Origin of the sequence: Streptomyces gilvosporeus, assembly GCF_002082195.1 — a bacterium.
GTDB lineage: Bacteria > Actinomycetota > Actinomycetes > Streptomycetales > Streptomycetaceae > Streptomyces > Streptomyces gilvosporeus.
The window spans coordinates 7,680,562-7,696,026 of sequence record NZ_CP020569.1 but is presented as its reverse complement, the minus strand read 5'-3'; the positions used below and the strand labels follow the sequence as shown (position 1 = coordinate 7,696,026).

Sequence of the window (15,465 nt, the reverse complement as noted above, 5' to 3'; positions counted from 1 at the left end):
TGTCCCGCCCGGCCGCCGGTCCCACGCCCGCGGCCCCGCATGCCGTGCGGACCGACAACCCTCGCCATACGCTCGGTGCAACGACCGCCACCGTACGTAACCGGAAACCGGAGGCACGACCATGCCCGAGCTGTTCATCGACGGTCAGTGGACCGCAGCGGCCGACGGGCAGGTGCGGGAGATCCGCTGTCCGGCGGACGGCACGCTGGTGGCGACCGTGGACGAGGGCGGGCCCAAGGACGCGGCAGCGGCGGTGGCCGCCGCCCGGACGGCCTTCGACGACGGGCCCTGGCCGCGGACCCCGGCCGCCGAGCGGGGCCGGCTGGTGCTGCGGGTCGCCGAGCTGCTGGAGCGCGACAAGGACGCGCTGGCCAGGGCGGAGTCCCTGGACACCGGGAAGCGGCTGGTGGAGAGCGCGTACGACATGGACGACATCGCCAACTGCTTCCGCTACTTCGGCAATCTGGGGGCGGCGGGCGGGACGGACCGGGTCGTGGACACGGGCGCGCCGGAGACGGACAGCACGGTGCGGCACGAGCCGGTCGGCGTCTGTGCGCTGATCACCCCGTGGAACTACCCGCTCCTCCAGACGGCCTGGAAGGTCGCGCCGGCCCTGGTCGCCGGCAACACCTTCGTACTGAAGCCGAGCGAGCTGACCCCGCACACCGCCGTCCATCTGATGCGGCTGCTGAAGGAGGCGGGGCTGCCGGACGGGGTGGCCAATCTGGTGCTGGGCACCGGCCCGTTGGTGGGCGCGCCGCTGACCGAGGACATGCGGGTGGACATGGTCTCGTTCACCGGCGGGCTGGTGACCGGCCGGCGGATCATGGCCGCGGCCGCGCCCACGGTGAAGAAGATCGCCCTGGAGCTGGGCGGCAAGAACCCGAACATCGTCTTCGCGGACGCCGATTTCGACACCGCCGTGGACTATGCGCTGATGGCGGTGTTCCTGCACTCCGGCCAGGTCTGCTCGGCGGGCGCCCGGCTGCTCGTCCAGAACGATCTGCACGATGCGTTCGTCGACGAACTGGTCGCGCGGGCGCAGCGGATCCGGCTCGGCGGGCCCTTCGACGAGGCCGCGCGGACCGGTCCGCTGATCTCGGCCGCGCACCGCGCGAAGGTGGCGGCGTATGTGGCGGGCGGGCTGGAGGAGGGCGCCGTACTGCTCTGCGGCGGTGCGGCGCCGGACGATCCGGCGCTGGCGGACGGTTTCTACTATCTGCCGACGGTGCTGGACGAGTGCACGCCGGACATGTCCGTGGTCCGCGACGAATCGTTCGGCCCGGTGCTGACCGTGGAGCGGTTCCGCGACGAGGACGAGGCGGTCTCGCTCGCCAATGACACGGTCTACGGCCTGGCGGGGGCGGTCTGGACGCAGGACGCGGAGCGGGCCCACCGGGTGGCGGGACGGCTGCGCGCGGGCACGGTCTGGATCAACGACTTCCACCCGTACGTACCGCAGGCGGAATGGGGCGGGATGAAGCAGTCGGGTGTGGGGCGGGAGCTGGGTCCGGCGGGGCTGGCGGAGTATCAGGAGGCCAAGCACATCTGGCGGAATACGGCGCCGCGGCCGCAGAGGTGGTTCGAGTGACCGGCGATTCTCAGGAACACGACGACGCCTCGCTCGCCGAACTGGGCTACAAACCGGAACTCAAGCGCACCCTGGGCAACTTCCACACCTTCGCCGCCGGTATCAGCTATATCTCCATCCTCACCGGCACCTTCCAGCTGTTCTACTTCGGCGTGAGCCACGGCGGCCCGGCGTACTGGTGGTCGTGGCCGATGGTCTTCCTCGGCCAGCTGATGGTGGCGCTGTGCTTCTGTGAGCTCGCCGCGCGGTACCCGGTGGCGGGCTCCATCTACAACTGGGCCAAGCAGCTGGGCGGTCCCCATGTGGGCTGGCTGGGCGGCTGGATGATGCTGACGGCCTCGATGGTGTCGCTGTCGGCGGTGGCGCTGGCGTATCAGGTGACGCTGCCGCAGATCTCGTCGTGGTTCCAGTTCATCGGCAACGGCACCGGAAAGACCGATGCGGCGGCCAACGCCGTCCTGCTCGGCACCGTCCTGGTCGCCTTCACCACCCTGATCAACGCCTTCGGCGTGAAGCTGATGGCGCGGATCAACTCCGCGGGCGTGGCCATCGAGCTGATCGCCGCGATCGTGCTGATCGTGCTGCTCGCGGCTCATCTCACCCGCAGCCCCGCCGCCGCGCTGACCCAGACCTTCGGGCTGGGCGCGGGACAGAACCTGGGGTATCTCGGCGCGTTTCTGACCGCCTCGCTGGCCTCGGCGTATGTGATGTACGGCTTCGACACGGCGTCCTCCCTCGGCGAGGAGTCCAAGGACCCGGGCCGCAACGCTCCCCGCGCGATCCTGCGCGCCCTGGTGGCGTCGTTCCTCATCGGCGGGCTGATCCTGCTCTTCGCCCTGCTGGCGGTGCCCGATCTGCACGCCAAGGAGCTGTCCGTGGACGGCCTCCAGTACGTGGTGCTCTCCACGCTCGGCTCGACCGTCGGGCAGATCGTGCTGTGGTGCGTGGTCATCGCGATCACCGTGTGCGAGCTGGCGGTGCACACCGCCAGCATCCGCCTGGCGTATGCGATGGCCCGGGACAACAACCTCCCGGCCTCCTCGCTGCTGGCCAAGGTCAGCCCACGGTTCCAGACGCCGGTGCTGCCGGCCGTCATCATCGGTCTGGTCGCGGTCGCCATCCTGCTGATCAACGTCAATCAGCCGCAGATCTTCTCGGTGATCACCAGTATCGCGATCATCATGATCTATCTGGCGTATCTGCTGGTCACCCTGCCCATGCTGGTCCAGCGGCTGCGCGGCCGATGGCGCCCGGTCGAGGGGAAGTTCTCCCTGGGGAGGTTCGGCCTCCCGGTGAACATCCTGGCCGTGCTGTGGGGCGCCGCGATGTCCCTCAACCTCGCCTGGCCGCGTGCCGCGGTCTACAACGCGACCGGCCCCCAGCACTGGTATCTGCGCTGGGGCGCCTTCTTGTTCATCGGCGTCGTGGCCGTCGGTGGCTTCGCCTACTACTGGTTCGTCCAGCGCAAGCGCACCGGGGTGCTGGCGACCCACGCCGCGGTGACGCCGGACGGTCCGCCGCCCCCCACTTCCTGATCCGGAGGCCACGTCATGTCCCAGGAGGCCCAGATGGACGCACCCGAGACGGCAGACGCGTTCGACTACGTCGTGGTCGGCGGCGGTACGGCCGGCGCGGTCGTGGCGGCCCGGCTGAGCGAGGATCCGCAGGTCAGCGTCTGCGTACTGGAGGCCGGGCCGTCCGACGTCGACGATCCGAACATCCTGCGCCTCGACCGGTGGATGGGCCTGCTCGCCTCGGGCTACGACTGGGACTATCCCGTCGAGCCGCAGGAGAACGGCAACAGCTTCATGCGGCACGCCCGCGCCAAGGTGCTCGGCGGCTGCTCGTCCCACAACTCCTGTATCGCCTTCTGGGCACCTGCCGAGGACCTCGACGAATGGGCCGCGCTGGGCTGTTCGGGCTGGACCGCGGCGGAGTGCTTCCCGCTCTTCCAGCGGCTGGAGACCAACGACGCACCGGGCAGCCACCACGGCCGCAACGGCCCGGTGACCCTGCGCAGCGTCCCGCCCCACGATCCGTGCGGCGCCGCGCTCCTGGAGGCGTGTGCGGCGGCGGGCATCCCCACCACGCCGTTCAACACCGGGCAGACCGTCGTCCGCGGCGCGAACTGGTTCCAGATCAACTGCCGCCCCGACGGCACCCGTTCCTCCGCCTCGGTCTCCTACCTCCACCCCGTCATGGGCACCCGCCGCAACCTGGAGGTACGCACCGGCGTGCAGGCCAAACGCCTGCGCTTCGACACCGCGGACGCCACCGGCTCCGCCCCGCGCTGCACCGGGGTCGACTACCTCTCCCCCGACCTCGTCCACACCCTGACGGTCGCCGCGCGACGCGAGGTCATCGTCTCCTGCGGCGCCATCGACTCCCCCAAGCTGCTGATGCTCTCCGGGATCGGCCCGGCCGACCATCTGCGCGCCACCGGCATCCAGCCGCTCGTCGACTCCCGCGGTGTCGGCCAGAACCTCCAGGACCACCCGGAGGGCGTGATCATGTGGGAGGCCAAGCGGCCGATGGTCACCACCTCCACCCAGTGGTGGGAGATCGGCATCTTCAGCCCCACCGAACCCGGTCTGGACCGCCCCGACCTGATGTTCCACTACGGTTCGGTGCCCTTCGACATGAACACCTACCGGCGCGGCTACCCCACCTCGGAGAACGCCTTCTGCCTCACCCCGAACGTCACCCGCGCCCGCTCCACGGGGACCGTACGGCTGCGCACCCGCGACTTCCGCGACAAGCCCAAGGTCGATCCGCGCTATTTCACCCATGAGCACGATGTCCGGGTGATGACCCACGGTCTGCGCCTGGCCCGCGAGATCATCTCCCAGGCCCCGATGGCCGACTGGGCCGGCACCGAACTGGCCCCCGGCCCGGCCGCCCGCTCCGACGCCGACCTCCTCGAGTACATCCGCACCACCCACAACACCGTCTACCACCCCGCCTGCACGGTCCGCATGGGCGCCGCCGACGATCCGGACGCCCCGCTGGACCCTCAGCTGCGGGTCAAGGGAGTGGACGGGCTGCGGGTGTGCGACGGCTCGGCGATGCCGTTCCTGACGGCGGTGAACCCGTGCATCACGACGATGATGATCGGCGAGAAGTGCGCGGACCTGATCCGGGGACGGTCCGGGTGAACCCGGGCGGCGCCCCTGCCCGCACCGCCCCGTAGCCACCGGCCCCCCCGTCACCCCCTACCCGTAGTACTTCAGAGCTACCCGCACAGTGCACCCCCCGGTGTGACGCCGACCAGGGTGCCGGCTCCCTACCGTCCGTACCGCACCTGAAGATGACATCCGGTACGGACGGAAGGAACCCTCCGCCATGGCGTCCCGCCCGCGCAGCAGCCGACTGCGCCGCACTCTGCTCGCCGCGCTCGTCACCGCCTCGGTGGCGGTCCCGGTGTCGGGTGCGGCCCGCCCCGGGGCCGTCCCGGCACCCGCACCGGCCGCTCTCGCCCCGCTGCGGGACGCCACCCCCGCCGCCCTCGATGCGCGCTATGCCGCCAACCGCGCCGGCATCCGGGCGGCCGCGCGGATGGCCGCCGACCACGGCGATCTGCGGCGGGCCGCCGCGCTGCGCACGCTGGCCGGCCCGGCGCACCGCTTCCTCTCCTTCGACGGCCGGGACGGGGGTCGCACCACCGAGGTCTTCGGCGATCTGGCGCACGCCGAACGGATCGCCGTACTGGTGCCGGGTTCGGACACCGACCTCGATACCTACGGGCGCTTCCGGGCCGGTGCCCTGGCCCTCGGCAACGAGATGCACAAGAGGGACGCCCGGTCCGCCGTCGTCGCCTGGCTCGGCTACCGGACACCGAGCACGGTGAGCCCCACGGTACTGACGCCCGGCCGGGCCGAGGTCGCGGCCCATCAACTTCGGTCATTTCTACGGGAGTTGGAATCCACGGCACCGTCGACGGCGGGCCGTCTCACCCTCGTGTGCCACTCCTACGGCTCCGTCGTCTGCGGCCGGGCGGCCGCCGCGGGCCTGCGCGCCGCGGACATCGTCCTCTACGGGAGCCCCGGCACCGGCACCGGCACGGTCGGCGGGCTGCACACCCGCGCCACCGTCTGGGCGGGCCGCGGCGCCCATGACTGGATCGCGGACGTACCGCACGGGCGGCTGCAACTCCCCGGCCTCACCCTGGGGTTCGGCCCCGACCCGATGTCGGAGGAGTTCGGCGCCCGGATTTTCGACGCGGGCGCCACCGACCACAGCCACTATCTGATGCCCGGTTCGGTGTCCTTGACGAACATCGCCCGGATCGCCTCCGGCGCCGCGCCCACCGGAGGCCGTCATGCCTGAGCCCCTCACGCCTCGGACCCCCGTGTCCGAGGCCCCCTCACCCGGGGCCGTGCGCGCGCTCGTCCGCCGGATCGAATCCGCCACTCCCCCCGGCCGCGACCGGGCCCTCGACGCCCTGCGCGCGCTCGCCATCCTCGGCGTGGTGCTCGGCCACTGGCTGGTGACCGCCCTGATATCCGACAGCGGCACGGTCCATGTCGCCAGCCCGCTCCACTACCTGCCCCCACTCACCCCGGTCTCCTGGGTGTTCCAGACCTTGGCCGTGTTCTTCCTGGTGGGCGGGCAGGTCGGCGCGGCGGGGTATGCCTCGGCCCGCGCGCAGGGGACGACGTACCGACGGTGGCTCGGCGTCCGGCTGGCCCGGCTGTTCGGGCCGGTCGCCGCCGTTGTGGCGGTGTGGACCGTGGCGGCGGCCGTGATGCTCGGCTCCGGGGTGGGCTTCGAAACCCTCCACACCCTCCTCAAACTGGTGCTGTCCCCCCTCTGGTTCCTCCTGGTGTTCGCCGCTCTGACGGCGGCGACGCCGCTGGCCGCCAGGCTGCACCCCGTGGGGCCGCTCGCCGTCGTCCTGCTCGTCGACCTGGTCCGCTTCGGCCTGGGCGGACCGGCCTGGCTCGGCTGGATCAATGTGGCGGCGGGCTGGCTGGTTCCGTACTGCCTGGGTGCGGCCTGGGCGCGGGGCGGTCTGCGGCGGCGCAGCACCGGCTGGATGCTGCTGCTCGGGGGCGCGGCCGCCACCGCACTCCTGGTCCTGTTCGCCGGCTACCCCGCCTCCATGGTCGGCGTCCCCGGCGCCCCGGTCTCCAACCTCAATCCGCCCACCCTGGCCGCCGTCACCTTCGGCCTCGCCCAGTGCGGCGCGGCGCTGCTGCTCCTCGGCCCGCTGCGCCGATTCCTGCGACGCCCGGCCGCCTGGGCGGCGGTGGCGCTGCTGAACCTGTCCGCCATGACGGTCTTCCTGTGGCACCAGACCGCGATGATGGCGGTGACGGCCGTCGGCCTGCTGACCGGCGGCCCGCTGCTCGGCCTGCACACCGTCCCCGACGGCCCGGGCTGGATCCTCGCCCGGCTGGCCTGGCTGCCGGTGTTCGCCGCGGCGCTGCTGATCTGCTGGGCGGCGTTCCACACGTACGAGGAACGGCGGCGGCGCGGGAGCAGCCGGGTCGTGCGCCAAGGGCGTCCCGCTCATAGGGAGGTGGCGGGCCGTGCGTCGTGATCCGCGCCTTAGAGTGGCGCCCATGAAACGGGGGGAGCGGGCGGGGCGGGTGGTGGCGGCGCTGCGGGCGCTGCGGGCGGACCTGTGGACGACGGCGCTGGACGATCCGCTGCCCGGCACCGCCCAGCGGCCACGCTGGCTGGACTGGCGGCCGGCGATCGTGGTGCCCTTGGCGGTGTGCGCGCTGGTGCTGCTCGCCGGCCTGACGAACCGTTACCTATCCGACTACGGCCTGGGCATGCCGCTCGCCTTTCTGCTCGCCTCGGTGAGTTCGGCGGCGCTCGTCGTCGTGCTGTTCCGCCCCGTACTGGCCTGGTGGGCATCGACGGTCAGCATGGCCGCGGCCACGGTCGTGGCGGCGGTGTCCGCGACGCCCCGGCCCTTCCCCCCGTTCGCCCTCACCGATGCCCAGCCCTGGGCCGGCCCCCAACTCACCCTTCAGGCCGGGGTGCTGTTCCTTCTGGCGCTGCGGGTCCGCCCCCGGATCGCGGCCGAAACGCTCGCGCTCACTGTGCTGGCGGGCCCGGCCTGCGGCCTCGTCACCGCCGGCCATCTCGACAATCCCGTCGTCCCCATCACCGTCCTCGCCGTCTCCGTCCTCGTCGGCACCTTGCTGCGCGGCCGCCAGGTGGCCCGTACGGAACTGGTCGCGCAGGAGGAACTCACCGCCGAGGAACGGGCCCGGCGCACCCTCCTGGAGGAACGCCAGCGCATCGCCCGCGAGCTGCACGATGTCGTCGCCCACCACATGTCCGTCATCTCCATCCAGGCCCAGGTCGCCCCGCATCTGGCCGACAACCCCTCGGACGAGCTGAAGGACAACCTCACCGGCATCCGCCAGAACGCGGTGGATGCCCTCACCGAACTCCGCCGGGTGCTCGGCGTGCTGCGCGCCGAGGACCCGCTCCCGGCGAGCGCCCGGCATGCCCCGCAGCCCACTCTGGACCACCTCGACGACCTGATCGCCAATGTCCGCGCGGCCGGTCTGACCGTGACCGCGCACGCCACCGGGGATCCTCGGCAGCTCCCCCCGGGCCTGGAACTCTCGGCGTTCCGGATCGTCCAGGAGGCCCTCAGCAACGCCATGCGCCACGCCCCGGGCGCCCGGGTACGGGTGGATATCGGCCACCACCCCACCAGCCTCACCGTCCGCATCGCCAACACCGCCCCCGATCGCCCCGTCCCACCCTCCCCCGGCACCGGCCACGGCCTCCTCGGCATGCGCGAACGCACCGCCATGCTGGGCGGCGACCTGGCCACCGGTCCCAGCCCCGACGGCGGCTACGAGGTGACCGCTGTCCTCCCGACCACCCCTCCTGCGGCAGAAGTCCCCCTATGACACCCACCCCGACCCACCCGCCCATCCGCGTCCTGATCGCCGACGACCAGATGATGGTCCGTCAGGGCTTCACGGTGCTGCTCAACGCCGAACCCGATATCGACGTGATCGGTCAGGCCGTCGACGGCAACGACGCCCTCGCCCAGGCCGACGCGCTGCGCCCCGACGTCGTCCTGATGGACATCCGGATGCCCGGCCTCGGCGGCATCGAGGCCACCCGCCGTCTGACCGAACCCCCCGGCGCCACCGTCAGGGTGCTCGTCCTGACCACCTTCGACCTCGACGAATACGTCTACGAGGCGCTGCGCGCGGGCGCGTCCGGCTTCCTCCTCAAGGACGCCTCCGCCGCCGAACTCGCCCATGCGGTAAGGGTGGTGGCATCCGGCGACGCCCTGCTCGCCCCCGCCGTCACCAGGCGCCTGATCACCGAGTTCGCCCGGCTGACCGGCGCGCCCCGGGCACCCCGGAAGTCCCGCGTCGAGCACCTCACGGAACGCGAGACCGAGGTCCTGTCCCTGGTGGCCCAGGGGCTGTCCAACGCCGAAATCGCCGCCTGTCTGGTCGTCGCCGAACAGACCGTGAAAACCCATGTCAGCCGCATCCTGGTGAAACTGGGGCTGCGCGACCGCACCCAGGCGGCGGTGTTCGCCTATGAGACGGGAGTGGTACGGCCGGTGGGGTACTGAGCCCCCGCCGTCCGACCCACGTTCAGGGACACGAGGACGCGCGGACCGACGAACACGGCGGTGTAGGCGCCGCGGATGCATACCCTGACGTCGCCGTCGCGTCGATGGCTGGATCCATTCGCGGTACGACAGGAGCCCACGATGGCCGCCTCCGCCCCTGCCGACTCGTCTTCCGGGGCCACCGCGCGATCCCGCCTGCGCGCGTGGCTGCTGGAGGGCCTGACCGATATGGCCAAGCACCACCCCGGTCCGCACGCCGGACCGCAGAGCGCCCACAAGGGGCAGCGGTGGTGGCGGGTGATGTGCCTGACCGGTGTGGACTACTTCTCCACGCTCGGGTACCAGCCGGGTATCGCCGCGCTCGCCGCCGGTCTGCTGTCCCCCGTCGCGACCATCGTCCTGGTCATCGTGACGCTGGCCGGTGCGCTGCCGGTCTACCGGCGGGTGGCGCAGGAGAGCCCGCACGGGCAGGGTTCGATCGCGATGCTGGAGCGGCTGCTGTCGTTCTGGAAGGGCAAGCTGTTCGTCCTGACCCTGCTCGGCTTCGCCGCCACCGACTTCCTGATCACCATCACCCTGTCGGAGGCCGATGCCGCCACCCACCTCGTGGAGAACCCGCATCTGACGGATGTTCTGCACAACCAGCAGGTGGTCATCACCCTGATCCTGGTCGCCCTGCTAGGCGCGGTCTTCATGAAGGGCTTCCTGGAGGCCATCGGTGTGGCGATCGTGCTGGTGGCCCTCTACCTCGGGCTCAATGCCGTGGTGGTCGTCGTCGGACTGTGGCATGTGCTCGAGGCACCGCATGTCGTCCCCGACTGGACCCGGGCGCTGACCACCGAGCACGGCAATGCCCTGGCGATGGTGGGGGTGGCGCTGCTGGTCTTCCCCAAGCTGGCGCTGGGGCTGTCCGGCTTCGAGACCGGGGTGGCGGTGATGCCGCACATCGAGGGCGGGTCCGACGACACCGAGGAGCGTCCGGCGGGGCGGATCCGGGGAGCGCGGAAGCTGCTCACCACGGCCGCCGTCATCATGAGCGTCTTCCTGATCATCACCAGCTTCGTGACGACCCTGCTGATCCCGGCCGACGCATTCAAGCCGGGCGGCCAGGCCAACGGCCGCGCACTGGCCTTCCTCGCGCACGAGTACCTGGGCAACGCCTTCGGCACCGTCTACGACATCTCCACCATCGCGATCCTCTGGTTCGCCGGTGCCTCGGCGATGGCCGGACTGCTCAATCTGATGCCGCAGTATCTGCCGCGGTACGGCATGGCCCCGCACTGGGCGCGGGCGGTCCGCCCGATGGTGCTGGTCTTCACCCTCGTCGCGTTCCTGGTGACCTGGATCTTCAACGCCGATGTCGACGCCCAGGGCGGCGCCTACGCCACCGGCGTGCTCGTCCTGATCAGCTCCGCCGCCATCGCCGTGACCATCGCCGCCCACCGCGCCCGCCAGCGCGGCTGGACGATCGGCTTCGCCGCGATCTCCGCGGTGTTCCTCTACACCACCGTCGCCAACGTCATCGAGCGGCCCGACGGCGTCAAGATCGGCGCCTGCTTCATCGCCGGCATCATCCTGCTCTCGTTCCTCTCCCGCCTGGCCCGCGCCTTCGAGCTGCGGGTGACCAGCGTGATCCTGGACGATATGGCGCAGCGGTTCATCCGCGACACCGCGCAGCGCACGATCCGCTTCATCGCCAACGAACCCGACCAGCGGGATGTGGCCGAATACCGCGACAAGCTCCAGCAGATCCGCAGCGACAACGACCTCTCGTCGGCGGACGACTGCGTCTTCGTCGAGGTCACGGTCGGCGACCCGTCGGAGTTCGAGAGCGAGCTGCGGGTCCGCGGCGAGGTCCTGCACGGCCGCTACCGGGTGCTCTGCCTCGACAGCTCCACCATCTCCAACGCACTGGCCGCGCTGCTCCTGCACGTACGGGACACCACCGGGCAGCGGCCGCACATCTACTTCGAGTGGACCGAGGGCAACCCCTTCGCCCAGTTCCTGCGCTTCTTCCTCTTCGGCCAGGGCGAAGTCGCCCCCGTCACCCGCGAGGTCCTGCGCGAGGCGGAGCCCGACCGGGAACGCCGGCCCCGCGTCCACGTGGGATGAGGGTCCCGACCCACCGGACGGATTTGCCACCGCACAGGGTTGACTTCTGGTCAGTTTCTGGCCGACCTGTCGCACAACCCTTCCCCACAGGTGCACCGTCCGTCATAAGGTTCCTACACAGCGCAGTCGGCGGGACAGGCCCGCCGCGGGGGAGCGACCCGGCCACGGAGGAAGCGATGCCACAGGGAACCATCGTCCTGTTCAACAAGAGCGACGGCGTGGGGATCATCGCAGACGAGCAGGGAGAAACGCTTCCCTTCTCAGGGATGGAAACGCAGACCACGAACGTCGGCCAGCGTGTCCTCTTCGACGTCCGCGGAGCGAAGGCCACCAATGTGATCGTTGCTCGCTAGAGCAGCCGTGGTGGGCGCGACGGCCCCGGGCGGGATGCCCGGGGCCGTCTGCCGTGTGGACGCGGGAGCCGCACCGGGCCGAACGGATCGCGTCCGTTATGCAGCTGCAAACGCCCTTGCCGCCACGGCCCGTTGGGGATCAGGCCGAGTCGGACGGGAACTTCTCGGCGATGGAGTCGGCCTGCGGGAGGACGTCGTACTGGCGGTTGACGTACGGGCTCATCATGAGGTCGGGGGGTGATGGACGCCCTGGCGAACCCCTCGGTTTCGGCGGCGCTCTCCGTCGACCGGCGCATCGCCGCGAAGTACGCCGCCCCAGGCGGCGTCCACATGCACCGGGTAGAAGAAGTTGTCCCGCGCGAACCGGTCGCGCAGCGCCAGCATGGACGCTAGGGGGTCGACGGAGCTCAGTTCGGTGCTGCCGAGCACCGCGACGTCCAGGATGACCGGCCGCATCTCCTTCTTGCAGCGCTGGAGGATCTCCTTGCGGTGGCCGAGTTTCGCCCGGGCTTCGAGGTCCACCTCGACGGTCAGCAGGTTGTCCTGCCCGAGGCCGAGCAGGGACGCCGCCTTCGGCCACGAATAGTGCATCGTCGACGGGGCGAGCACCGTGGGAAGGCCGATCCGCTGGTCCAGCATGTCGCGGTGGAACCGCTCGTACCCCAGCTCCTGAAGGGAAGCCGGCTGCGCCTCCTGGACGCGGCCATCGTCGCCCTCGCCCAGGCGGGGCGCGATCTGGCAGTGGCGACGGGGTGACGGGGGCGGCGGGGCGGTGCCGGGATTGCTGACGCAGCGTCAGTCGGCGCCGCACTCCTCGAGTCCCGCGAGCGCCTGGGAGCGCTCCATGGGGTGTTCTCCGGCTCCCGGTACGGCGAGTGCGGTGTGGAACTGTTCGCGGGCTTCGGCGATCCGGCCCGCCGCGGAGTAGGTGCGGCCCAGCCGGTAGCGGATGTCCATCTCCAGCCGGGCGAAATGGGGTTCGGTGAGGGGGGACAGCGTGCGGTGCTGGGAGAGCGCCTGGTGGTGGAGGTCCGCTGCGGCGCTCAGGTTTCCCTCGCCGAGCTCCGCGCTGCCCAGCCGGGTCAGCAGGACAGCGTGCAGGAGGACGTCCCCGGCCCGCTCCGCCAGATCGGCCGCCTGACGATAGAAGCTCCTGGCCTCACCGTACTGGCCGAGACCGTGGTGGAGGTCGGCGGCGCAGGCCAGGGACCTGCTGATCATGCGGGGCCGGCCGATCTTCTCGGCGCGGGTGACGGAGGTGGCGAAGCACGCCAGCGCCTCCTCGTTGCGCCCGTTGCCTTGGTGGACGGAGCCGAGGAGGCACAGTCCCATCGCGACGAGCCAGCTGTCGTCCGACCGCTGGGCCTGCTCCACGGCGTCGGCGATCCGGGTCATCGCCTGCTCGACCCGGCCCGCGTACAGGTCGGCGGCGCCCAGTCCGGCCAGGGCCCTGGCCTCCTCGCCGCGGTCCGCCCGGTGGCGGGCGAGGTCCAGCGCCTCGGTGAACCAGGCGTGCCCCTCCTGGTGGCGGCCCTGGTAGAGGTCGTTGACGCCCATACAGGTGCGCAGCGCGGAGGGCATCCGCCGGTCGCCGGCCTCTTCGGCGTGCGCCAGCGCGATCTCCAGGGCCGTCCGGCATTCGTGGTAGCGGCCGCGGCGTGCGAAGTAGTCGCTCAGGGCCTCGGCGATCCAGCAGGCGTAGTCGGCCTCGCCGAGCGCCGCGGCATGGGCGACGACGTCGACGAGCTCACCGCCGGCCGCGTCCAGCCAGCCGTCCGCGTCCTTCCAGTCCGGGAACGGCGCCGCGGCGGGCCGCGGCCCGGTGAGGAAGGCGTCCGGGCCCCAGTCGCTGGCGATCCGGGCGGCGTCCAGGTAGAGGCGGAGGACGGCCGTGCGGGCCGCGCCGGCCTCGCCGGGTGCGGCGTCCGCGAGCCGTCGCGCATGCACCCGGACCAGGTCGTGCAGGCGGTAGCGGCCCGGTCGGGGCTGTTGCAGCAGGCTGGCGTCGACCAGGCTTTCCAGGATCCACTCGGCGTCGAGGGGCGGGCACTCCAGGACGGCCGCGGGGGTCAGCGGGTCGAACTCCACCGTGGGCGAGAGGCCGAGGGCCCGGAATCCACGCTGCTGCATCGGCGCCAGCTGCTCGTACGACAGCCGGAAGGCGGCCTCCACGCTGCGGTCGCCGGCGCTCAGCTCGCCGAGGCGGCGCTCATCGCCAGCCATCCGCTCCACCAGGTACGCCAGCGTCCAGGCGGGGCGGTTCTGCAACCGTGCCCCGGCGATCCGCAGGGCCAGCGGCAGCCCGTCGCACAGCCGGACCAGCTCCTGCGTCGCCTCCGGCTCCCGGTCCGCGCGCTCCTCCCCCAGGACGTGCCGGAGCAGGGACACCGCATCGCCGGCCGCCAGCGGCTCCAGGCTGACGCGGCGGTCGGCGTCCAGTCCGGCCAGCCGCCGCCGGCCGGCCACGATCACCGCGCTGCCCGGACCGGCGGGGAGCAGCGGCCGGACCTGCTGTGCGCTCAGCACGTCGTCCAGGACGACAAGCAGCCGCAGCGGACTGCTCGCCGCCCGCCAGGCCGCGACCAGTTCGTCGAGGTCGTCGGGCACCTCGCTCTCGGCCGCGCCGACCGAGCGCAGCAGCCGCCGCAGGATGCGCTGCGGTGCGATCCCGCGCTGCTCCGTGCTGTGCGCGCGCAGGTCCGCGAACAGGCAGCCGTCCGGGTACCGGTCGCGCAGCCGCCAGGCCGCGCGGACGGCGAGCGCGGACTTGCCGACCCCGGCCGGACCGTCGACGGCCACGACCGAAACGGCGGCATCGGCCAACGGCGCGGTCAGCAGGGCCAGTTCGCGCTCCCGTCCGGCGAGGTGGCCGGTGTCGCCGGGCAGTTCGTTGACCGGGCGGCGGGGCCGGGCGGGGGGAGCAGCGGGGGAAGCGGCGGCGGGAGCGGCGGGGCGCGCCGCCGGGCCGAGCAGCCGCTGGTCATCGCGGCGCAGCACCGCCTGGTGCACCCGGCGCAGTTCCGCACCGGGATCCACCCCGAGCTCATCGCGCAGCCGCTCCCGCATCTCCTGGTAGGCGTTGAGCGCCTCCGCCTGGTGTCCGCTGCCGTACAGGGCGCGCATCCGCAGCGCCATCAGCGACTCGTCGTACGGATCGGCGGCGACGACGGCGGCGAGGTCGTCCAGGGCCTCGGCGGAGCGGCCGAGCAGGACCAGGCAGTCGAGCCGGTCGTGCTGAAGCATGCGCCGCCGCTGCGTCAGCCGGCCTCGCTCGCCCTGCGCGAACGAGCCCGGCACTCCGGCCAGGGGCTCGCCCCGGAACAGCGCGAGCGCCTCGGAACAGCGGTCCATCGCGGCGGCCAGGTCGCCGGCCTCCTTCGCGCGCTGCGCCGCACCGCCCAGTTCGGCCAGCTCGGCCACGTCGAGCTGCGCCGCGTCGTCGGCGAAGCGGTAACCGCCCCGGTCGCTGCGGATCACCGACTCCGCAGGTCCCGCGCCTTCCGCGTCGAGCGCCTTGCGCAGCTGGTAGATGTAGCTGGGCAGCACCCGGCGGCCGGACCCCGGCGGGTTCGCCCCCCATACGCCGTCGAGCAGCTGCTCGGGACCGGTCTGCGTCCCCGCACGCAGCAGCAGCGCGACGAGGACCGCCTGCCGCCGTACCGGCCCCAGGTCCAGCGGCGCCCCGTCACGCCAGGCGCGCACCGGCCCCAGCACCGCGATCCGCAGCCGCCGACGCGCTCCCCCGCTCACCGCAGAACCCCCGTCGACCATGTTCCCGTCCCCCGTATCATCGAAATGCCATCGGCATTTCAGCGTCTCCCGCGATGATTGACAAGACGACC

The 15,465-nt window shown here is 72.0% G+C and carries 11 protein-coding genes; 9 read left to right on the top strand and 2 right to left on the bottom strand.

Annotation, left to right across the window (positions count from 1 at the left end; genetic code table 11):
* The first annotated feature begins 121 nt into the window (after nt 1-121).
* The 9 genes from B1H19_RS39370 to B1H19_RS39365 all read left to right on the top strand — a co-directional run bounded on the left by B1H19_RS39370 (nt 122) and on the right by B1H19_RS39365 (nt 11,623).
* The gene (locus B1H19_RS39370) at nt 122-1,591 is read left to right on the top strand and encodes an aldehyde dehydrogenase family protein (RefSeq protein ID WP_203237284.1); all 1,470 of its coding nucleotides are present in this window, start codon (nt 122-124) and stop codon (nt 1,589-1,591) included.
* Complete coding sequence (locus B1H19_RS33995; protein WP_237289666.1) at nt 1,588-3,126, top strand: APC family permease; 1,539 nt, start codon at nt 1,588-1,590, stop codon at nt 3,124-3,126. Before B1H19_RS39370 ends, B1H19_RS33995 begins: the two co-directional genes overlap by 4 nt.
* Nucleotides 3,127-3,159: 33 nt before the next feature.
* Nucleotides 3,160-4,746 carry a GMC family oxidoreductase gene (locus tag B1H19_RS33990; RefSeq protein WP_083110037.1) on the top strand — a complete coding sequence of 529 codons (1,587 nt, stop codon included), beginning with the start codon at nt 3,160-3,162 and terminating at the stop codon, nt 4,744-4,746.
* A gap of 187 nt (nt 4,747-4,933) precedes the next feature.
* Nucleotides 4,934-5,917, top strand: a complete 984-nt coding sequence (locus B1H19_RS33985; RefSeq protein WP_083108728.1) for an alpha/beta hydrolase — start codon at nt 4,934-4,936, stop codon at nt 5,915-5,917.
* The gene (locus B1H19_RS33980) at nt 5,910-7,133 is read left to right on the top strand and encodes an acyltransferase family protein (protein ID WP_083108727.1); all 1,224 of its coding nucleotides are present in this window, start codon (nt 5,910-5,912) and stop codon (nt 7,131-7,133) included. Before B1H19_RS33985 ends, B1H19_RS33980 begins: the two co-directional genes overlap by 8 nt.
* 22 nt (nt 7,134-7,155) lie before the next feature.
* Nucleotides 7,156-8,472: a sensor histidine kinase gene (locus B1H19_RS33975; RefSeq protein WP_083110036.1), complete on the top strand. Its 1,317-nt coding sequence runs from the start codon at nt 7,156-7,158 to the stop codon at nt 8,470-8,472.
* Nucleotides 8,469-9,158 (top strand): response regulator, encoded by a 690-nt coding sequence (locus B1H19_RS33970; RefSeq protein ID WP_083108726.1) that lies wholly within the window; start codon nt 8,469-8,471, stop codon nt 9,156-9,158. Before B1H19_RS33975 ends, B1H19_RS33970 begins: the two co-directional genes overlap by 4 nt.
* A gap of 141 nt (nt 9,159-9,299) precedes the next feature.
* Complete coding sequence (locus B1H19_RS33965; RefSeq protein WP_083108725.1) at nt 9,300-11,270, top strand: APC family permease; 1,971 nt, start codon at nt 9,300-9,302, stop codon at nt 11,268-11,270.
* A 176-nt stretch (nt 11,271-11,446) separates the two neighbouring features.
* Complete coding sequence (locus tag B1H19_RS39365) at nt 11,447-11,623, top strand: cold-shock protein (RefSeq protein WP_203237282.1); 177 nt, start codon at nt 11,447-11,449, stop codon at nt 11,621-11,623.
* A gap of 222 nt (nt 11,624-11,845) precedes the next feature.
* On the opposite strand, the gene B1H19_RS33960 is transcribed toward B1H19_RS39365, so the two are convergent.
* Nucleotides 11,846-12,262 (bottom strand): pyridoxal-dependent decarboxylase, encoded by a 417-nt coding sequence (locus tag B1H19_RS33960; protein ID WP_083108724.1) that lies wholly within the window; start codon nt 12,260-12,262, stop codon nt 11,846-11,848.
* A gap of 156 nt (nt 12,263-12,418) precedes the next feature.
* A complete protein-coding gene (locus B1H19_RS33955) occupies nt 12,419-15,373 on the bottom strand; it encodes an AfsR/SARP family transcriptional regulator (RefSeq protein ID WP_237289663.1) in 2,955 nt (984 codons plus the stop codon).
* Between the last annotated feature and the right edge of the window lie 92 nt (nt 15,374-15,465).